This is a genomic window from Clostridium sp. MSJ-8 (genome assembly GCF_018918325.1).
In the GTDB taxonomy this organism is placed as follows: domain Bacteria; phylum Bacillota; class Clostridia; order Clostridiales; family Clostridiaceae; genus Clostridium.
Window position 1 is genome coordinate 1 of the sequence record NZ_JAHLQH010000012.1, and the last position, 21,698, is coordinate 21,698.

The 21,698-nt window shown below is 27.9% G+C and carries 17 protein-coding genes and 1 other annotated feature; of the genes, 12 read left to right on the forward strand and 5 right to left on the reverse strand.

The annotated features are described in order from the left end of the window. Window positions 1-127: 127 nt before the first annotated feature. Entirely contained in the window at window positions 128-2,047 is a 1,920-nt protein-coding gene (locus KQI77_RS01360) for an ABC-F family ATP-binding cassette domain-containing protein (RefSeq protein ID WP_216387552.1), read from the reverse strand. Window positions 2,048-2,166: 119 nt separating this feature from the next. Between KQI77_RS01360 and KQI77_RS01365 the strand changes: the two genes are divergently transcribed. The 3 genes from KQI77_RS01365 to KQI77_RS01375 all read left to right on the forward strand — a co-directional run bounded on the left by KQI77_RS01365 (window position 2,167) and on the right by KQI77_RS01375 (window position 7,659). Beyond that, window positions 2,167-2,772 carry a TetR/AcrR family transcriptional regulator gene (locus KQI77_RS01365; protein WP_216387553.1) on the forward strand — a complete coding sequence of 202 codons (606 nt, stop codon included), beginning with the start codon at window positions 2,167-2,169 and terminating at the stop codon, window positions 2,770-2,772. Between the two features lie 155 nt (window positions 2,773-2,927). Continuing rightward, the gene (locus KQI77_RS01370; protein WP_216387555.1) at window positions 2,928-5,021 is read left to right on the forward strand and encodes an RND family transporter; all 2,094 of its coding nucleotides are present in this window, start codon (window positions 2,928-2,930) and stop codon (window positions 5,019-5,021) included. Window positions 5,022-5,034: 13 nt separating this feature from the next. Next, on the forward strand, window positions 5,035-7,659 hold the full coding sequence (locus KQI77_RS01375; RefSeq protein WP_216387556.1) for a hypothetical protein: 2,625 nt from the start codon (window positions 5,035-5,037) through the stop codon (window positions 7,657-7,659). A gap of 464 nt (window positions 7,660-8,123) precedes the next feature. Here the strand turns inward: KQI77_RS01375 and KQI77_RS01380 are convergent, their stop codons facing one another. Then, window positions 8,124-8,738: a DUF4397 domain-containing protein gene (locus tag KQI77_RS01380; protein ID WP_216387558.1), complete on the reverse strand. Its 615-nt coding sequence runs from the start codon at window positions 8,736-8,738 to the stop codon at window positions 8,124-8,126. Further along, complete coding sequence (locus KQI77_RS01385; RefSeq protein ID WP_216387559.1) at window positions 8,731-9,357, reverse strand: hypothetical protein; 627 nt, start codon at window positions 9,355-9,357, stop codon at window positions 8,731-8,733. Before KQI77_RS01385 ends, KQI77_RS01380 begins: the two co-directional genes overlap by 8 nt. 125 nt (window positions 9,358-9,482) lie before the next feature. On the opposite strand from KQI77_RS01385, the gene KQI77_RS01390 reads away from it, so the two are divergent. Together KQI77_RS01390 and KQI77_RS01395 are read left to right on the forward strand one after the other, a co-directional pair. After that, complete coding sequence (locus KQI77_RS01390) at window positions 9,483-10,772, forward strand: aminotransferase class V-fold PLP-dependent enzyme (RefSeq protein ID WP_216387561.1); 1,290 nt, start codon at window positions 9,483-9,485, stop codon at window positions 10,770-10,772. A gap of 20 nt (window positions 10,773-10,792) precedes the next feature. Next, on the forward strand, window positions 10,793-11,083 hold the full coding sequence (locus tag KQI77_RS01395; protein ID WP_216387563.1) for a hypothetical protein: 291 nt from the start codon (window positions 10,793-10,795) through the stop codon (window positions 11,081-11,083). Window positions 11,084-11,108: 25 nt separating this feature from the next. On the opposite strand, the gene KQI77_RS01400 is transcribed toward KQI77_RS01395, so the two are convergent. Further along, window positions 11,109-12,299: a 6-phosphofructokinase gene (locus tag KQI77_RS01400; RefSeq protein ID WP_216387564.1), complete on the reverse strand. Its 1,191-nt coding sequence runs from the start codon at window positions 12,297-12,299 to the stop codon at window positions 11,109-11,111. Window positions 12,300-12,470: 171 nt separating this feature from the next. On the opposite strand from KQI77_RS01400, the gene KQI77_RS01405 reads away from it, so the two are divergent. Further along, window positions 12,471-13,022 carry a manganese efflux pump gene (locus KQI77_RS01405; RefSeq protein WP_216387566.1) on the forward strand — a complete coding sequence of 184 codons (552 nt, stop codon included), beginning with the start codon at window positions 12,471-12,473 and terminating at the stop codon, window positions 13,020-13,022. A gap of 281 nt (window positions 13,023-13,303) precedes the next feature. Here KQI77_RS01405 and KQI77_RS01410 read toward each other — a convergent pair whose 3' ends face one another. After that, window positions 13,304-14,263 (reverse strand): biotin--[acetyl-CoA-carboxylase] ligase, encoded by a 960-nt coding sequence (locus KQI77_RS01410; RefSeq protein ID WP_216387567.1) that lies wholly within the window; start codon window positions 14,261-14,263, stop codon window positions 13,304-13,306. A gap of 210 nt (window positions 14,264-14,473) precedes the next feature. On the opposite strand from KQI77_RS01410, the gene KQI77_RS01415 reads away from it, so the two are divergent. The 6 genes from KQI77_RS01415 to KQI77_RS01440 all read left to right on the forward strand — a co-directional run bounded on the left by KQI77_RS01415 (window position 14,474) and on the right by KQI77_RS01440 (window position 21,655). Continuing rightward, window positions 14,474-15,490: a phosphodiester glycosidase family protein gene (locus KQI77_RS01415; RefSeq protein ID WP_253289294.1), complete on the forward strand. Its 1,017-nt coding sequence runs from the start codon at window positions 14,474-14,476 to the stop codon at window positions 15,488-15,490. Between the two features lie 16 nt (window positions 15,491-15,506). After that, the gene (locus KQI77_RS01420; protein WP_216387569.1) at window positions 15,507-16,607 is read left to right on the forward strand and encodes a hypothetical protein; all 1,101 of its coding nucleotides are present in this window, start codon (window positions 15,507-15,509) and stop codon (window positions 16,605-16,607) included. Between the two features lie 87 nt (window positions 16,608-16,694). Further along, window positions 16,695-17,729: a hypothetical protein gene (locus tag KQI77_RS01425; protein WP_216387570.1), complete on the forward strand. Its 1,035-nt coding sequence runs from the start codon at window positions 16,695-16,697 to the stop codon at window positions 17,727-17,729. An 86-nt stretch (window positions 17,730-17,815) separates the two neighbouring features. Further along, window positions 17,816-18,457 (forward strand): tRNA (guanosine(46)-N7)-methyltransferase TrmB, encoded by a 642-nt coding sequence (gene trmB, locus KQI77_RS01430; protein ID WP_216387572.1) that lies wholly within the window; start codon window positions 17,816-17,818, stop codon window positions 18,455-18,457. An 81-nt stretch (window positions 18,458-18,538) separates the two neighbouring features. Further along, window positions 18,539-18,749: a binding site (T-box leader), on the forward strand. Between the two features lie 36 nt (window positions 18,750-18,785). Beyond that, the gene (gene argS / locus KQI77_RS01435; protein ID WP_216387574.1) at window positions 18,786-20,477 is read left to right on the forward strand and encodes an arginine--tRNA ligase; all 1,692 of its coding nucleotides are present in this window, start codon (window positions 18,786-18,788) and stop codon (window positions 20,475-20,477) included. A gap of 23 nt (window positions 20,478-20,500) precedes the next feature. Next, window positions 20,501-21,655 (forward strand): AI-2E family transporter, encoded by a 1,155-nt coding sequence (locus KQI77_RS01440; protein ID WP_216387576.1) that lies wholly within the window; start codon window positions 20,501-20,503, stop codon window positions 21,653-21,655. The last annotated feature ends 43 nt before the right edge of the window (window positions 21,656-21,698 follow it).

The window sequence follows — 21,698 nt, forward strand, 5'->3', positions numbered from 1 at the left end:
AATAATAAATTATTCTATGATATTATGATTTTCTACAAAATTGTATATCACTAAAATCAAATAAAAATGTGATTATTTCTAAGAAGAAATTAAGAATACACAAAATTATTTACAGGCTCTAATATTTTTACTCAGTCAAGGATTCCCAAGTTGTATAGAGCTCTTCGATTTTTGCTTCTAATTCTTTTATTTCAGCATTTACTTTTTTACTTTCTTCAGGGTTAGAATATACTTCTTCTTCACATAAACGTTCTTGTAATTTTACTAAGTTATTCTCAGCAGTATTTATATCTTCTTCTATAGTTTTGATTTTTTTCTTCATTTCGCGTTTTTCTTTTTCTAGACTTTTTTGTTTTTTCTTTTCTTCTTTTATTTGTGTTTTTGTTTTACCATTTGCGCGTTCTTCAAGATCATTATATCTATTTGGATTTTCTTTCTTTTCAACATAATAGTTATAATTTCCTAGGTATTCTGTTACACCATCTTCTTTTAGTTCAAGAATTCTATGAATTACTTTGTTTAAGAAATATCTATCATGAGAGATAACTATAAGAGTACCATCGTAATTTAATATAGCGTCTTCTAATGCTTCTCTAGACATAATATCTAAATGATTAGTAGGCTCATCTAGAAGTAATAAGTTAGATTTAGATAACATTAATTTTAATAAATTAATCCTACATTTCTCTCCACCACTTAGTTTGTGTATTTCTTTGAATACATCATCACCTTTAAATAAAAATGCACCTAATGCAGTTCTCACTTGAGTATTGTTTAGGTAAGGAAAATCATCATGAATTTCATCAAATATAGTTTTATCTTCGTTTAAGTTTGACTGTTCCTGATCATAATATCCTACATTAACATTAGCACCTAGAACTTTAGTACCAGAATCTTGTTTTAATTTATCCATTATTATCTTAAATAAGGTTGTTTTGCCACGACCGTTTTCACCTATAAGGGCAATTTTTTCTCCACGTTTTAGATCAAATGAAAGATTAGAAAATAAGTGTTTATCATCAAAGCTTTTAGATAATTTTTCTACATGAAGAACATCATAGCCACTTTTTACTGAAGTTTCAAACTTGATTTTAGATGCTTGTTTTTCTGCATCTGGTGCATCTATTCTTTCCATTTTATTCAATGCCTTTTCACGACTTTCAGCAGCTTTAATGCTTTTTTCTCTATTGAACGATTTGAATTTTTCAATAATTGCTTCTTGTCTTTTTATTTCAGATTGTTGTAGATTATAAGCCTTTAGCTGGCTTTCATAATCCTTTTCACGAAGATCGAGATATTTGGTATATGGAGCATTGTAACAGTTAACATGACCATTTATAACTTGAAATGTTCTAGTAGTAGCTGCATCTAAGAAAAATCTATCGTGGGATATAACTAGCACTGTTCCTTTGTATGTGTTAAGATAATCTTCTAGCCATTCAATTGCTTCTAGATCTAAGTGGTTAGTAGGTTCATCTAATAATAATATGTCTGGGCGACCTAATAATAATTTACATAGAGCGACTCTAGTTTTCTGTCCACCACTTAAAGTGTTTATGTTTTTGTCAAAATCATTTTCTAAGAAACCTAAACCTTTTAGTACTCTACTTATTTCACCTTTATAAGTATATCCCCCTTTTATGTTATATAAATCCTGAGCTGTAGTATAATCTTTTATAAGTTTTTCATGGTAAGAAGGATTATTTTCATCATAAGGTTCATTCATTTTAATTTCTAATGTTTGAATTTTTTTCTCTAGGTTAGTTAGTTCTGAAAATACTAATAACATTTCATCATATATTGTATTATTAGATTCTAGATCTAGATGTTGAGCTAAGTAACCTAAGGTTTTGTTTTTATCTATAAATATTTCACCATCATCATGAGATAGTTGTTTGGTTAATATTTTGAATAATGTTGATTTACCTTCACCATTAGCACCAATTAAGCCGACTCTATCACCTTCATTTATTGAGAATGTGACGTTTTTTAATATTTCAGTTATTCCATAACTTTTGCTAATATTCTTACAACTTAAAACTATCATCTGTGTAAAATCTCCTTTTTGTAAAATAACATAGATATAATTATAACATAAAATTTATTTGATATTTTGAAAAAAATATATATAATGAAAAAAGAAGTAGAAATAAAGGGATGATATACATGAACAGAAAAGATAATAGTAAAACAGCCCAAAAGAAAAGATTGAAAGAACAAAAGTTATATTCGTCAGCTTATGAACTTTTTACTACTAAAGGAGCAAAGAATACTTCAATAGATGATATAGTTAAAAAAGCAGGCGTAGCTAAAGGAACATTCTATTTATACTTTAAAGACAAGTATGATATATTAGATAAGCTCATTCTTCAAAAGAGCTCAAAGCTATGTAATGAAGCATTGAATCATGCGAAAGATAGTGGAATAGAAGATTTTGAAGAAGTGAGTACTTTTTTTATAAATTATATCTTAGATTATTTGAAGGATAATAAATTCCTTCTTAGGTTGATTAATAAAAATTTATCTTGGGTGTTATTTAAAAAAGCAATTACAAACCCAGATGAATATAAGGGAATAGAGCAGATAAGTCAGTTTTTTGTAACAAACTTAGTGAAGTTAGGCATGGATGAAGAAGAAGCTACTCTTAGTATATTTTTTATATTTGAATTAATAGGTGGAGTTGCTTACAGTTCTATTATATATGGTGAACCAGCTGAGATTGATGAATTAAAGCCTATGATTCATAAAAAAATAAAAAAGATGATTTTTTAAAAAAATATAATAAAAAAGATTATTATTAAGAAAATGTAAAAATATACTTAATAATGATCTTTTTTTATAAGTGCAATATTGACTGAAAGTCACAAAGTGTTATACTGTAATTAGCAAATGACTAAGAGTCATAAATGAGAGGGAGAGGGTTTATTATGAGAAAATTTTCGAGATTTATAGCTTATCATGCCAAAGCTATATTAATAATTGCGTTAATTTTGTTAGTTCCTTCAGTGATTGGGTATGCTAATACGAGGATAAACTACGATATCTTAAGTTATTTACCAAGTAACTTAGATTCAATGAAGGGACAATCTATTCTAGAAGATGTATATCAAGATGCATCTATAGGAATTGTCGTAGTGGATGGTATGGAAGCACAAGATATAGTTAAGTTAAAAGAGAAGATTAACAAGGTTGATGGAGTTGATACATCATTAGGCATAGATGATGTTTTAGATACTAGTGTTCCTAGTGATATTCTTCCAGATGAAATAAGAACTCAATTATATAATGGTGATTCAACAATGTTTATCATAAAATTTAGTGGAGGTACAGCGGATGATAGCACTATGGATGCAATAGATAAGGTTCGTTCTATCATGAATAAACAATGTTTTTTAAGTGGTATGTCATCAATTGTTAGAGATACTAAAGAGATAGCTGAAGGAGAAGCACCTTTCTATGTTTTAGTAGCTGTTTTAATATCACTAGCTATTTTGTTTATATCTATGGAATCTACTGCTGTTCCAGTAATATTTATGTTAGCTATAGGAATAGGAATTATATATAACTTAGGTAGTAATATATTCCTTGGACAAATATCTTATATAACCAAGGCATTAGCAGCAGTATTACAATTAGGTGTTACAATGGATTATTCTATATTCTTGATGCATAGGTATGATGAAGAGCTTAAGAGCACAGAGAATAGAAAAGATGCAATAGCAAATGCTATTCAGGCAACAATGGTATCTATAACAGGTAGTTCACTTACAACAGTTGCAGGATTTTTAGCATTATGTACTATGGTTTTAGCACTTGGAAAAGATATAGGATTAGTAATGGCTAAAGGAGTAATTTTAGGAGTTATTTGTTCTATAACAGTATTACCATCATTTATATTGATTTTTGATAAATTAATTCATAGGTTTAAACATAGAACTATATTACCTGATTTTAAGAATGCTCCTAAGATAGTTACTAGATTTCCTAGATTATTTGTACTATTATTCTTTATAATTTTAATCCCTGCAGTTATTGGTAATAATAATGTTAATGTTTATTATAATTTGACAGAAAGCTTACCTAAGGATATGGATTCAATAGTTGCGTTAAATAAAATGAAGAAAGAATTCAATATGACAACAACTCATTTCATTTTAGTAGATGATTCAATAGAACCATATAGGACAGAAAAAATGGTAAAGGATTTAGAAGGATTAGATGGAATGACTAGTGTTATTGCTTATGATAAATTTATAGGTCCTGTTATTCCAGAAGATTTTCTTCCTGATGATGTAAAAGATATTTTTAAACAAGGAGGCTATAATTTAATAATTGCAAATTCATCTTATAAAGCAGCAACAGATGAAGAAAACAATCAGATAGATAAGATGAATAAAATAATTAAATCATATGATAAGAATGGAAAGATAGCCGGTGAAGGTGCATTAACTAAGGATTTAGTAGAAATTGCAGATGTAGATTTTAAAAATGTATCAATAGTATCAATATTGGCAATATTTATAATCATTTTATTAATATTTAAATCAATAACTATACCTATTATTTTAGTTTCAGTTATTGAACTTGCAATATTTATAAATATGGGAATTCCATATTATACAGGAACAGTAATACCATTTATAGCTAGTATTGTAATAGGTACAATACAGTTAGGTGCTACAGTTGATTATGCAATACTTATGACCTCAAGGTTTAAAGAAGAATTGGAAAATGGTCATGACAAAAAAGAGGCTGTTAAGATTGCTGTATTAACATCAACTAAGTCGATAGTTACTAGTGGATTAACATTCTTTGGTGCAACAGCAGCAGTTGCTTTAGTATCAGATATGGAATTAATAAGTAGTTTGTGCGTATTAATATCTAGGGGTGCAATAATCAGTATGTTAGTTATTATATTTATTTTACCTTCATTTTTACTTGTATTTGAAGGAGTTATTCGAAGAACAACTATTGGTTGGCCCAAGAAAAAAGAAGTAGCACAAGATGCTAATAGAGCTTAGGAGGGAATGAATTATGAGAAGTTCAATGTCAAAAAAGATAGTTGCTTTAGTACTAATAGCAACTATGTCAAGTGGGTATGTAGTTTCAGCAGCTACTGCTGAAGATAATAAAAGTGATATAGAAAAAAGTGAATCAGTATATGTTAACTTAGATAGTAATGGAGATGTAGAAAAGACAACAGTTTCTAACTGGCTTCATAGTACTAATGGAAATATAAAGAATTATAGCGATATAAGTGAATTGGATAATATTGTTAATATAAAATCTAAAGACAAGCCAACTATTTCAGGAGATAAATTAAAATGGAATGTAGATAGTAGTGATATTTATTATCAAGGTACTACAGATAAGAAGTTACCTATAGATGTTAATGTAACTTATTATTTAAATGGGGAAAAGATTTCAGCTGATAAGTTAGCAGGTAAATCTGGTAAGGTAAAAATAGCAATAGAAGTTGTTAATAATGAATATGAGGAAAAAGAGATAAGTGGAGAAAAAAGAAAGATATATACACCATTTTCAACTGCACTTGAAGTTACTTTCCCGACATCTCAATTTTCATCATTAAAAACAGATAATGGAATTATGGTTTCAGAAGGTAATAATACTATTGTAACTTTTGTGGCATTTCCAGGATTAAAGGATAGTTTAAATATTGATGAAAATTCAGATTTAGATTTAGATGTTAATTTAGATAGTAAGATTACAATAGAGGCAGATGTTGAAAAATTTAGCTTAGGACCTATAATGGTTGTAGCAACTCCTGAATTACCAGATTTAGATAAATTAGACACAGCTAGTACAATAGATGAATTACAAAGTTCATTAGATGAACTAGGAAGTGCAAGTAATAAATTAGTAGATGGAACAAATAAGTTATATAATGGAATAGATTTGGCAGTAAACAAGTTAAATAGCACTCTTGCAGTTGTTAAAAGTGATGCTAAAATGAATGAAATTATATCTATTATGAATAATAGTTCTAAAGTCCAAAAAACTAGAAAGGTAATAGATGATGCATATTATGCAAAAGATTTAGATACAGCAGAAGCTAAGAAGATGTTAAACATGTTAACTAATGAAAATGCGTATAAGATAAGTGCATTAACAGGAGATCTTAGAACAGTATATATGTATAGAGATTTATTAAATCAAACACTAACATTAGCTAACAAGTTACAATCAGATAGTGAATTTAATGAATTATTACAAAAGGCTACTACATTAAATAATGCATATTTAGGATTAAGTGATAATGGTAAAGTTGCTTTAAATAGTATGACTTCAATGATGACACCTCAAACACTAATAGGATTAAAGAAAATAGTTAGTGATTACAAGACTGTGGAAAATGATTTTGGAACTTCGAGTACAACATTAGAGGCTACTATAGCTCAATGTCCTGGTAATACATTACAAGAAAAAACAATGGCATTTATGACTGGATTAAATAATTCATTAGATGTTACTAAAAATCTCATGAGCAATGATACAATTACTCTTCTACAATCATTAAGTTCTGATATGACTGATTATACTATGTCATATTTAACATTAAAATCAATATTAGCTTCTAATATAATGACAAAGGATCAATTAAAACAAGTAATTTCTGCTGTATATGGTTCAAATGCTGAATTAGTTACAATGCTTACTGGTTATATAGATGGAATAACACAAGATGATTTAAGCGCAGCAGCAATACAAACAGATATTGCGAAAATACAAGCATATAGAAATAGTCTTCCAACATTAATAACAGGAGTAAGTTCATTATCAACAATGTCTCCGCTAATTAATGCTATAGCAAGTGATATGTCTGATTCTAATAAATTACAACATGTAGCAACATTATTAGCAGAAATAAAAGATCCAACAACAGATGAATTATTAGATTCTTTAGGAAGTGCACTTGTAAGTTTCAGTGATGAAGATTTAGTTGCTCTTTCTAACATGCTAACTTCTTTAAGTGGTATTACAGAATCATTGCAGAAAAATCAAGAAACATTACAGCAAATTAATACATTATTAGAAGGATTAAACAACAATCAAAATTTATTAAAAGATATGAATAAATTCAATGAAGATTTAACAAGCGCTGATAGTTTGATATCTCAAATGAATAGTTCAATAGGCAATATGAATGCTGCTAGTTTAATGCAAATGAAATCATTAGGTAACAACTTATTATCAATGCAACAAGACTTAAAAGATAGTGAAGATATTCTTAGAATAACTAAAGAGGCGTTACAGCAAGGCAATGTAGATAGAGCAAAAACATTAATGGCATCTCTTCCTACTTTAGAAAGTAAGATAGGAGAACTTAAATCTGGTAGTAAGACTTTATATGATGGTATGAAAAAGTTTAATGATGAAGGTATAAATAAATTATGTGATACTGGAGATAAAGCAATTACAGATATAGATGATTTGATGGCTGTAAAGGACGAGGTAGTAGCTCAATCTAAAGAATATGATACATTTAGTGGTAAGAGTGAAGACACTAGCGGTAAAGTAAAATTCATAATGAAAACTGCAGAGATAAAATATACTGAAAAAGATAAAGATAGTAGTAAAAAGAAAACAGAAGAAAAAGGATTTATTGCATGGATTAAGAAACTATTTAATATAGATTAATGTTAGATAAATTATATTTTGCAATAATTAATATCAAAATTATATGTTTAAGTAAATAATATAATATGTATAAAATCCAATGTTATTTGGTTTAATTAATATTATGTTTACTATTAGTATCAATATTATATGTTTTCATAAATAGCATAATTTCATTAAGTATTTCTAAATATAAAAAAATAAGGTATTATTGTTAGATAACTTATGTTTTATAATAATTAATATCAAAATTACATGTTTAAGTAAATAATATAATATCATTAAGTATTTACTAATATAATAAAAAAGAGTAAAGATTCCTAAATACTATAAACTCGCTAAAGCTCAAACAGTATAGTATTTTTAACGGGATCTTTACTTTTTTATTATAAGAAATACTAAATTCTATTATAGATAATTTACTTAAAGCAATAATTTGATATTAATTAACTGAAAAAATAAGTGATTAAAAATAAACTCAATAATTACATATCTATGGTTAATAAATAACCTAATTGAGGGTTACCATCTACCAATCCTATTATATATAATGTGTAGAATTTATCTGAGTTTAATTGTAAGTTGTTAATGATTTTATTAGTGCTATAATTAGAGCTCTCTTTTATTGATAATATGAAGTCATAATTGTCAGCATTTAATTCATAATAGTTAGTTGTTTCTAAGTATTCTACATCATTAAATAATGTTTTTCCATTAGGCATTTTTAAACTTATTAAATTACTATCTGTAGAAAGGTTTATGAAACGTAAGTTAGATGCTCTTGGGTTATTTGTACTTTTACCATCAATTAAGGTAAAGCTAACTAGGCTACCTTCATCTAGAATTAAACTTGTAGTAGAGTAAGTTTGAGGTAATAAGACAATATCTTCAGATGATATAGGATTATCCTTTTTACCATTTTCATAAACTTCAATTTTATAATTGTCGGGTTCTACTGTTATATATTTTGAAATATCAGAAAATGATAAATTATCAATTATCATTTTGCCATTTGCATAAATATCTACACTAGGTGCTCCAGCAGCAGCATGTAGAATTCTGAGCTGACATGTTAGTTTAGGTAATGATGCTCTAAGCATTTAAATCCTCCTTATTGTTTGAATTATAGTCTATAGTAAGGCTTATTATGCGTTTTATTAGTAATTTCTGAATTGGATATGGGACATTATATGCTTTTAATAAGTTAAAGGTTTTTGGATTATTTTGCTCTATGTTATTGAAAATTTCTTCAATATAATCATCACTATCATTTCTAAGAGCATCTATATCTCTATCTATGTTTAAGTCAAAATCCTTTAAACAATCAAGGATTCTAGGAGGATTATTTAAAGTATTTGAATAAAAAGGAGTATTGTTATTGTAATAGCCCATATTCATACTACCCATACTGCTTGAAGAGGAATTATTATTTTGTTTTGAGGAATCCTTGTTATATGAATATAAAATATCATCATCATTATTATTAAGATCCATGTTTGTATTGTCAGGAGTTATATTTAAATTGTTACCTGGTAATTGAGGAATAATATTTAAGGGGGGCATATTCATGTTATTTGGATAAAAGTAAATAGGTATCCATCCAAGTAAAGGATTATTTATTTTCATATTAAAATTTGTTTTAAAGGTTGTAAACATCATATCATCATTTCTAGAATCATTATTTATTTTCTTTGGTTGATATCTTTCAGCTGGAATCATTAGAAACCTCCATGTAATTTATTATTATTAGATATATGTTGTATTTTGAAATAATAGAACAAGTAGGATTAAGTAACAATGTGTAACAAATTGAATATATTGTAGAAGGGGAGGTGATATTTTAGATGAAATTTGATTTTGATAAATTGATAATGGGAATAAACACAAAAGTAAATACAAATACTAAAGGTAAAATAAAAAACATTAATTTTGATAATGCTGCTACAACTCCACCATTTTATAGAGTTCTTGATACAATGAGATTCTTGAGTAATTATTATGGCTCAATAGGAAGAGGTGCAGGGCAGAAATCTGAGATAACTAGTAGAGTATATAATTATATAAGAGAATATATGTTAGATTATTTTAATATAGCTAATAAAGAAGAATATACAGTTATATATGTCAATAATACTACAGATGGTATTAACAAGCTTGCAAGAAGTTTAATAAAAGATAAAGATGAAGTTGTTATAGCAACTAGAATGGAACATCATTCTAATGATCTTCCTTGGAGAAAAGTGTGTAAAGTCGATTATATTGATATAGATGAAAATGGTAGACTTAAGGTGGATACATTAGATAGAAAACTTAAAGATTATAAAGGAAAAGTAAGATATGTGGCGGTAACAGGAGCATCCAATGTTACTGGTTATATAAATGATATTCATAAAATAGCAAGGATTAGTCATAAATATAATGCAAAGGTGATAATAGATGGTGCTCAGCTTGTACCACATGCAAAAATAGATATGATAGGAGACAACAGGGATGATGAGATAGATTTTTTAGTTTTTTCAGCACATAAGATATATGCACCATTTGGAGGTGGCGCTATTATAGGAAGAAAACAAGATTTAAGAGAGGCATCTCCATTTAATGAAGGAGGAGGCACAGTTAATTTAGTATTAGATGATAAAGTTATATATGCAGATGTTCCAGAGAAGGAAGAGGCAGGATCTCCTAATTATTTTGGAGCGGTAGCCATGGCAGTAGCATTAGAAGAGATGGATAAAATTGGTTTCGGCTATATTGAGAATAAAGATAAAGAATTAAAGAACTTATTGATGGAAGGATTAAAGTCTATATCTAGAGTACAAATGTATGGAGATATTGATAATTATAATGATACGACAGGAATAGTTATTTTTAATATCAAAAATATATTTCATGAAGATGTAGCTGAAATTTTGTCAAAGGAATATGGAATATTTGTTAGATCTGGGTGGTTTTGTGCACATCCTTATTGCAGAAGGTTAATGGGAATGGATGAAGCATCATCTAGTGCTTTCTTAAAAGAACCAAATGGTAGAATGCAAGGAATGATTAGAGTTAGTTTGGGAATATACAATAATAGAGATGAAGTGGAATATTTTCTAAATACAATTGAAGATATATGTAAAAAAAATAAATAATACAATAAGGGGTTTTTGTTATGAGTAGAAAATGTGAGAGATGTAATTGGGAAGTTACAATAAAGTATTTGGCAAAACAAAAATCATATGATGAAATACGATGTTATAATTGTGGAAGAATATTAGAAGTTATTCCTATAAGTAAGCTTATGACTATAATATATTTTTTTATAGGTTTTCTTATAATTCTATCATTACCAATAGGAAAGTTACTAATAATAGTTATAGAGATTTTATGGATAATAATTTCGTATAATTATTTGCCTTTAATTATGTATATGTATAGAAATAAACAAGATGAAGATATATAATATATAATCTTCATCTTGTTAGATGTTACTTAGTGAATACCTTGAAGTCAGGTAATTCACCTAATAATGGTTTAAAATAATTATAAGCTTCTTCAGTTATATTATTACATTCTTCATTTATCCATTTATCAGGGAAATATTTAACGTTATTTGCAACTTTATCAGCTTCAACTAAGAAGAAAGAGCTTTTGTATGGTATGTTGTTTTCTCTCTTTATGGCAACCATATATCCATTATTGCCTTCAAGAGCATATTTTAACGCTTCATATCCAGTATTAAATGCTTCTTCAATATCTATTTCAGAAGAACAGTGCATAGCACATCTTTGAAGAACTCCTAATTCTAGAGCTTTAACTCTGTTAGTTATACCAGCATCTATTATAAGTTTCTTTAATGCTTCACCAACACCACCTAGTTGAGAATGACCAAATTTATCATGAGATAGAGCTTCTACTTCATTTATGAATTTTCCTTCGGCATTCTTGATACCTTCAGAAACAACTATGTAGACATGATTTTTTTCTTTGAATTTTTTTTCTACATCTTTTAAGAATTGCTCTACATCAAAAGGTTTTTCAGGTAGATATATAAAATCTACTACAGGATCACCTAGATATTTTGCTGTACATGCAGAGGCAGCTAGCCAACCTGTATCACGTCCCATTGTTTCAAGTATAAATATACCATTGTTAATATATACAGAAGAATCCAAATATGTTTCTAACACTGATATAGCTATGAATTTTGCAGCACTAGCAAATCCAGGGGTATGATCAGTTAACATAAGGTCATTATCTATTGTTTTAGGTACACCTATAAAATTTATATTTAAGTTCTTTTCGGCAGCATATTTACCAAGCTTTGCAGTTGTATCCATAGAATCATTTCCGCCAACATAGAAGAATGTTTTTATGTCTAATTCTGTAAGAATCTTTAATAATTTATCATATTCTTCTGTAGAGTCTTCTAGATTTTTCATTTTGTATCTACAAGAACCTAGACCAGAAGATGGTGTATATTTAAATTCATTTAATTCTTCATGAGGAATACAAGATAAATCAATAATATGGTTATCTAGAATTCCTTCTATACCATTGATTCCACCGTAGATTTTATCATAGGCTTTTAGTTGTTCATTTGCCTTTATCAAACCTACAACACTTGAGTTTATTACGGAAGTAGGACCACCTGATTGAGCTATTATACAATTCGCCATTATAGAAAACACTCCTTATACTTATGTTATTAATTTTATAATTTACATTAATACTATACAATAAATGAAATTGATAATAAAGTTATTTTGTGAAAAAGTAAAATTAAATTGCATAGAAATCATTTTTAATAAATAAAACTAATTATAAGAAATTATTTATAGTGAGGTCTTATGAAGATATATGTTGTTATACTTATAGGAATTGCATTAGCAATGGATGCAGCAGGAGTAAGTTTAGCTATTGGATTAAAAGAAGAGCTAGATGAAGAAAAATCAAAATATATTTGGACTTTTGGAATTTTTCAAGCATTATTTACTTTTTTAGGTGGGGAAGTAGGTATATATTTTTCTAGATACATTGCAAGTATACCTTCTATAATAGGAGGAATATCGTTAATTATAGTTGGAAGCGTTATGGTGATAAGTGGTAAGAAAAATGATGAAGAAAAAGAGGGGATTAATAAAATGATTATACCGCTTGGAATATCTGTTAGCATTGATGCTTTAGCTATAGGTTTTACTATATTTAATAAATTTAGTTTTGGTACTCTAATATGTTATGGTGCAATCATTGGATTAATTACTATATTATTGTGTGAGTTTGCATTTATTGTATCTAAACAAGCTAGAAAAATATTTTTTATAAAGAAGTATGGAGAGTATTTAGGTGGAATAATATTATTATGTTTTGGACTTAAGATGATTATAGAAAATTTGATTTAAGCTATGAATAAAAAAAATAATTAAGGGCATAATATAATATGTAGTTGCAAGCAATAAACGTAACTTCTACAGTATTTAATTCAGTTTTACTTATAATTTATATTTTAGTGTCATTACTTATATATCTTTCTATGTATGCTTGCAACTATATTTTATGTGATAAATTTAAAAACTTAAGATAATATACTATAAATGGACAAACTAAAAATAACTATAATGCTTATGTGATTACAATATAATAAGATTAGGAAAGCAATCATTAGTTATTTAAATTTTTGTCCTTAATGGAAGGTTATTTCTCCACTTAGTACTGTTTTTGTTTCTCCATTTTCAGTACGAACTACAAGACAGCCATCATCATTTATTCCTATACAGTGAACCTTTTCTTTATTTCTAGGAGTTATAAGATAAGCTTCTTTATCTAGTATTATTGAATTCTCCTTACATATCTTAACAATATTTTTATAATTACCATTTATAATTAAGTCATTATAGTATGTTTCGAATATATTTAAGAATTTTGCTACGAATTCATTTCTATCATAAGTATGATTGAATTCAGTTCTTAATGAAGTTGCTTTTTCATGTAATTCTTCTGGAAGCTTCTCTATAGGAAAGTTAACATTTATTCCTATACCTACTATGAGATAATTAATTTTATCCATATCTGATTTCATTTCAGTTAGAATACCACAGATTTTTTTACCATTTATATATATGTCGTTAGGCCATTTGATAAGTGAATTTATTCCCATATCTTTTAGAAGTGTAATAAGTGCAGCACCTGCAAGCTGAGTTAATTTGCTAGCATTTTCAGGCTCAATATTAGGCTTTAGTATAAGGGACATCCATATGCCCCCGATAGGAGATTCAAAGACTCTTCCTAGTCTTCCTTTTCCACCAATTTGTTTTTCAGAAACTACTAGGCTTCCATCTAGAGCTTCATCAGCTAATGTTTTGGCAATTTCATTAGTTGATACTACTTTATCATAATGATATATATTTCTGCCTATGAATTCAGTGTTAAGATGCGAATTAATTAAATCTTGGTTAAGAATATCAGGTTTAGATAATAACTTATAGCCTTTTTTTGATACACCTTCTATTTCGTAGCCAGCTTCCTTTAATGTTTTTATTTGTTTCCATATAGCAGAACGAGACACATTAAACATATTGCTTATTTCCTCACCTGAAACATAATCATCTCTACCCATCAATAATTGTAATAATTTGACATTCATTTCATAACCTCCCTAAATAAATTCTTACAAAAAAATTGTGAAATCTTAAAATAATGTTACTTATCTTGAATTAATTAATAATAAATTGTATAATAAAACAAGTTCAAATGCAATATATTTAATTAGGCATTAAGGAAAAATACAAGTTGTATTTAGGTTTGAATGCAACAAATATATTTTAGAGAGGACGATAGGTAAAGAAATAATAAAATGAGAAGAAGAAAAGAAAGAAAAATCAAAAAATTTAGTTGGAAGATGTTTATTGGATTCGTTATTTTTGAATTTATTTTTTCAGCAGTAACAGCCCCTTTTGTCCTTTTATACGGACCTTTTGAAACAGCAAAGAAAACTTTTGTAGGAACAGCAATGGGGTCGATGCATTATCAATGGTTAGCAACAACATTCTTATCTCAAGATAAGATAGATGATATATTAGGTAAGAATAAAACAACTACAGACTATAAACAAGATACGTCATTAATAAGTATTAATGCATCTGAAGATGACGTTACACATGTAGAACGTCAGAACATTGAAGGAGAGAATTATAGTGGAATAGCACTTATTATAAGTAATCCTTATAAGGTACATGTTGGAGTATCACAGAAGCTTTCATGTATAACAGGTAAGGAAACAGGAGAAGGACAGAAAACCTCTCAGATAGCCAAGGCCTATGATGCAATAGCAGCTATTAATGGAGGATCTTTTGCTGATGACAGTGGTGCAGCAGCATGGACTCAAAATGGTGGAAATCCTAGAGGCGTTATAATATCTTATGGAAAAACTATATATACTGATGTTGATAGATTTAATACACAATTAGATGTTGCAGCTATTAATAGTAGTGGCCAACTTATGGTGGGTAAATATACTCTAGAGGAGCTAGAATCTTCAGGAGTACAAGAGTGCTTGAATTTTGGACCTGCACTTATAATTAATGGGGTAAAGCAATCTGTATCAGATATAGGTAATAGACCTAAAGCTATGATAGGGCAGAGAGCTGATGGAGCTATAGTGTTAGTAGTACTTGATCCTAAAAGTGGGGGTACTTTCGCAGCAACTATATATGAAGCTCAAGATGTAATGGAGAAGTTAGGCTGTGTTAATGCAACTAACTTAGATGGAGGAAAATCAACTACAATGGTATATAATGATGAAGTTATTAACAATCCAACATTTGCTACAGGTGAGAGAAAGATAGCATCAGGATTTATTGTAGAGAAGTAGTTAGGAGGATAAGTTAATGAAGAAACTTAAGTCGATAGTCATATGGGCTATGTTGTCAATAATGCTTCAATGTGTAGTTTTATTGTACTTTGACAAGGTGAAGTTTAAAGAAACAAAAGCTTCTGATATAAAGATATCAAGTGTTGAAAATAAAAAACAAGAAGGAAAAATTAATTATTCTATTCCAGATGGAATTGACGGAGTTAAAATATCAGATGATGGAAAATATCTTGCATATATTCAAGATGGAAAATTTATGGTCGTTGATTTAAATAGTTTAAAAACCGAAAATTCAAAGCAATCTATTAATCCAGATACAGCAACAAGAGAGATAATTACAGGTGATAGTGATAATTATGGTGCAGAAATAATGTACTATAAATGGATACAAGATGAAGATTTCTTAATAATAGTTGAAAAAGTCTATAAGAATTCATATTCTTCAGTTCTTAAGCTTATAACATATAATGTTAGAAATGATGAGATTCATGATATGAGTGAGTTATGTACTTACAAAGAAGGAATGGTAGTTGATAATATAGTATGTTCATTAGGTAGCGGAACAAATTATGTAGGAATAAGTAGAGATGGGTATAATTCTAACATATATAGAATAGACATAAATGAAGATATGAGTAAGATAACTTATAATTTACCTTCACTTGGTAATTTTGCTGCAGTAGAAGATTATGATATATTAGTGTTTGAAGATTCTCTTAATAAATTATTTTATTATTATACAAATGGAAATACAAAGAGTATTCCAATAGAGAATTCTAATAATTTAACTTTAATAGGTGTAGATAATGATAAAAAGGTATACTTAGGAGAAATGTCAGGAGAAAAAATAAACAAGATTGTTTATGGTGAGTATGATACTGATACAAGTACTTGGAATAGTATAGAATTAGATAAGGAAAAAGATATTTCAGATATTATATTAGATTCTGAAGGAGATATACTTATTAATGATAATCTAACAGGTACTATAAAAAATATGAGTAATAATAAAGAGTTGTCTTATGAAGGAAAATTAATAAGTATAACTAATGAATATGTGTGTACTGAAAACAATGGTAAATTAGTTTTAAAGAGTTTAACAGATTTAAATAGTTAAAAACATTTTGAGCCTTAAGAAAATATTTTCTTAAGGCTCAAATTAAATTATATTTGCTATAGCTATATGGGATAAGGGGATTGCAGAGTGAAAATTATAAAGAGATTATTTGTATGGGCACTGATATCTATAATTATGCAGGTATCAGTATTTTGGTATTTTGACAAGATAAAATTTAAGTATACAGATGATATTAAAATCCAAAAGGTAGAAGGTTATGATGAGGAAGAATTTAAAGAAATAGATAACTCTATATTAAAAGAAGCAATAGATATTGAAGTATCAGATGATGGAAAATATATATGTTATAGGCAAGATGAAAAGGTTATGATATATGATGTTTATAGAGAAGAAGGTAGGAAAATATTATCTGATGCACAACAAAATATATTATATTATTCTTGGATTGTAGATGAAGATATACTTATGGTTATAGAGAAAGAACTTTCGCAAGATAATATAGAATATATAAAAGTTTCAACCTATAATGTTAAGAATAATTTACAAAAAAATATAACTAATAATTTATGCGAGTACATTGATGGTATGACAATAAGTTCTATACAAGTATCAATAGGAGCAGGTACTACTTATATAGGAATAAAAGCAAATGAATATGATTCATACTTATATAAGATAGATATTAATGATAATTCGTGTAGAATTGGATATTATGTAAGTGATATAGGTATAATGCAAACTGTTGAAGGTTATGACATATTAGTTTATGAAGATGCATTAAATAAACAAGTTTATTATTATGAAAATGGAAAAAATGATGTTATAAATACTCAATATATAGATTCAATTAAATTAATTGGAATTGATAATGAAAAAAATATATACATAGGTGAAGTTCAAAATAATAAGATTAATAAAATTGTATATGGACCTTACAATTCTGAGTATTCAACATGGAAGAATGTAGATTTAGATGCTTCATTAAATTGCGAAGATATAATATGTACTAGAAATAATAAATTATATCTAAAAAGTAATAATAAGCTTATAAATATAGTTACTAATGAAGAACTAGAATATAAGGGAGAACTTCTACAAGTTACATCAAATGTTATATGTAGCTTATATGAAGACAAGATAATAATTAAGAATTATATATAATTATGATATTTTTGTTGAAAATATTACAAGAATTATTTAAAATATATTAATGTTGAAAAAGTAAATTATACAATAAGGAGAAAAGAATGAGACTAAGAAAAAAATGGTGGGCTAGACCTGAGTTAGAAGCAAGTGATATCTTTATACAAGATCCAAGAAGTCTTAAGGGCAGATGGAATGAAGAATTTAAGAATGATAATCCTATACACTTAGAGTTAGGTTGTGGAAGAGGTAAATTCTTAAAAGAAAAATGTGAGAAATATCCTGATATAAATCATATAGCAGTAGATCTTAAGGACGAAGTTTTAGTATATACACTTAGAACTGTAAAATCATCTGAAAGAGAGCTTACTAATGCTAGAATTGTTGCACTTAATATTGCATTTATAGCTGAATTATTTGACAAAGATGAGATAGATAAAATATATATTAACTTCTGTAATCCTTGGCCTAAAGATAGACATAATAAGAGGAGACTTACTCATACAAAATTCCTAGAGGAATATAAAAAATTTCTAAAGAAAGGGTCTCAAATTTGGTTTAAGACAGATGATAGAGGTTTATTTGATGATTCTTTAGAATACTTTAAAGAAAGTGGTTTTAGTTTAGATTTTGTTACATATGATTTACATAATTCCGATTTTAAGGATAATATAATGACAGAGTATGAAACTAAGTTTACTGGAATGGGAATGAAGATAATGGGATTAGTTGCAACATTACAATAATTTTCAATGTATAACTTATTAGTAAATCCTTATTGACAGTAAAAATATATATTTGTATAATAAAAAAATAGGAAAATATAATAATAATCGTAGATGAGAAGAGTAATTTTAGTTGAGTTGTAAGCGAGCAAGGAATTGGTGTGAGCCTTGTGAATAAGCTAGGATGAAGAGAGCCTCGGAGATATTCATTGTTATTAATTTAGTGATGAATCGCAGATTTATACTGTGTTGACAATAAAAGTGGCAATTACTGCAATTAGAGTGGTACCGCGGAATATATTCCGTCTCTTTATTTTTATAAAGAGGCGATTTTTTTAGGAGGATTAAGATGGATTATAAGAAGAAGATAGCTGAACTTTTAGCAGCAGAAGTAGATTTAGATAAGGAAACAATAGAGCAATTAATAGAGATTCCACCAAGAGCTGAGATGGGAGATTATGCTTTTCCATGTTTCCAATTGGCAAAAGTACTAAAAAAAGCACCTAATATGATAGCAGCAGAATTAAAAGATAAGTTAAATTTAGATGGATTTGAGAAAATAGAGAATTTAGGACCTTATGTTAACTTTTTTGTTGATAAAGGTGTGTTTACTAAAAATACTATAGAGAAGATACTTATAGAAAAGGACAATTATGGTTCTTCGAATGTAGGAGAAGGAAAAACAGTATGTGTTGAATATTCATCACCTAACATAGCAAAACCTTTCCATGTTGGGCATTTATTCTCAACTGCAATAGGTAATTCATTATATAGAATGTTCAAAAAAGAAGGTTATAATGCAGTAGGAATTAATCATTTAGGAGATTGGGGAACTCAATTTGGTAAACTTATATCTGCATACCATAGATGGGTTGATGAAGAAGCATTAGAAAAAGATCCAATAAAAGAATTATTAAGAATCTATGTAAAATTCCATGAAGAAGCAGAAAAAGATCCATCACTAGAGGATGAAGGAAGAGCTTATTTTAAGGCTTTAGAAAATGGAGATAAAGAAGCAGAAGCATTATGGAAGAGATTTAGAGATTTAAGTTTAAAGGAATTCGAGAGAGTTTACAATATATTAGGCGTAACATTTGATTCCTATGCAGGTGAAGCTTTCTATAATGATAAGATGGATGCTGTAGTAGAAGAATTAAAAGAGAAGAATATATTAGTTGAGAGTAATGGTGCTCAAGTAGTAATGCTTGATGATTATAATATGCCACCATGTATAGTTGTAAAAGCTGATGGAGCATCTATATATGCAACTAGAGATTTAGCTGCTGCAATGTACAGAAAGAAAACTTATGATTTTGATAAGAGTATATATGTTGTAGGTTCACCTCAAGCACTTCATTTCAAGCAAGTATTTAAGGTATTAGAATTAGCAGGTAAGGAATGGGCAAAGGATTGTGTTCATGTTGGATTTGGATTAGTTAAATTTGCAGATAGAAAGTTATCAACTAGAAAAGGTGAAGTTGTACTTCTAGATGATTTATTAAGAGAAGCAACAGAAAAGACAATGGAAGTTATGAATGAAAAAAATCCAGACTTAGAGAATAAGGAAGAAATAGCTCAAAAGATAGGTGTCGGTGCAGTAGTATTCACTTATTTAAAGAATTCAAGAGAGAAGGATATAGTATTTGATTGGAAGGAAATGCTTTCATTTGAAGGAGAAACAGGACCATATGTACAATATTCTTATGCTAGAGCTAACAGTATACTTAGAAGAGCAGAGAATTTAAGCACAGAAGTAGATTATAGTTTATTAACATCTAAAGAGGAATTTGAACTTATTAAAACATTAGAAAACTTTAATAAACAGATATTACTTGCTATAGATAAGTTAGAACCTTCAATAGTTACTAGATATGTTATAGATGTAGCTAAGTGCTTTAGTAAGTTCTATGCTGCACATTCAGTACTTAACTTAGAAGATGAAGTGTTAAAAGCAACAAGAGTGAAGTTAGTTGAAGCTACATGTCAAGTTATAAAGAATGGATTAGAATTAATAGGTATTGATGTAGTAGAAAAAATGTAATAAACAAAAGGGTGGAGAGGTTTATGATACTAGATAAAGGAATTAAGTATAAAGACCTATTAATATTTGCTCTTATAGCTATTGTAGGTTGGAAACTCATAGATAATTATGAATACTTTTTTGATATGCTAGGAAAATTATATGGAATTATATCACCATTTATATATGCAGCTGCATTTGCATATATGCTTAACCCTATAGTTAAGTTCTTTCATAGGAAACTTAAACTAAAAAAAGGGTTAGCTATACTTATAACTTATCTTATAGTTGTAGGACTTATAACTATTGCAGTTATATTTGTAGTTCCTAACTTGATTGATAGTATTATATCATTAAGTTCAGATATACCTAGTTATATGAAGAAGGTTCAGAAATTTGTAAATAATTTAATGAACAATGATAAGATTAGTAATGTTATATATGATTTAGGATTAGATAATTATCTTACTGATTTATCTTCAACATTAGGAGATATAATGTTAAAAGTACTTAATTATTTAGCAACATCAATATTCAGTATAGCTACTAATATAATAAAGGTTTTATTAGGATTTTTAATATCTATATATGTTTTGATAGATAAGGAAAAAATAATTATTCAAACTAAAGTATTAATTAATATTATATTTAAAGAAAAATTAGGATCTAATATTGTTAGAGTAATTAGTGTATACAATAAGATGATAGGTTCTTATGTAGGTATAAAGGCGATAGATTCTATAATAATAGGAGTTATAGCTTTTATAGGGCTTACTATTATAAGAGCTCCATATGCTGTGATAATAGCTCTTGTAGTTATGGTAACCAATATGATTCCTTACTTTGGACCATTAGTTGGTGAATTGGTAGGTGCATTTATAGGTATATTCCAATCACCAGGTATGGCATTTATGATATTAGTATATTTACTTGCTGTACAACAATTTGATGCATGGTTCTTAGATCCTAAGTTAGTAGGAAATAAAGTTGGAGTTAGTCCATTAGTTCTTATATTTGCTGTAACATTAGGTGGGGGAATAGCAGGGGCACTAGGTATGTTACTTGCAAGTCCTACAGCAGCAACTATTAAGATATTTTATGATAAGAAGATAGAGAAGTATAAGCAAAAGCATCCAGAGGAAGTTATGGATGAAGATGAAATAATAGAAGAGAATAAAAAAGAAGAAAAAAAGAAATAAAATTAAATTAGTAATATCAACATTATAATATATAATATCATTA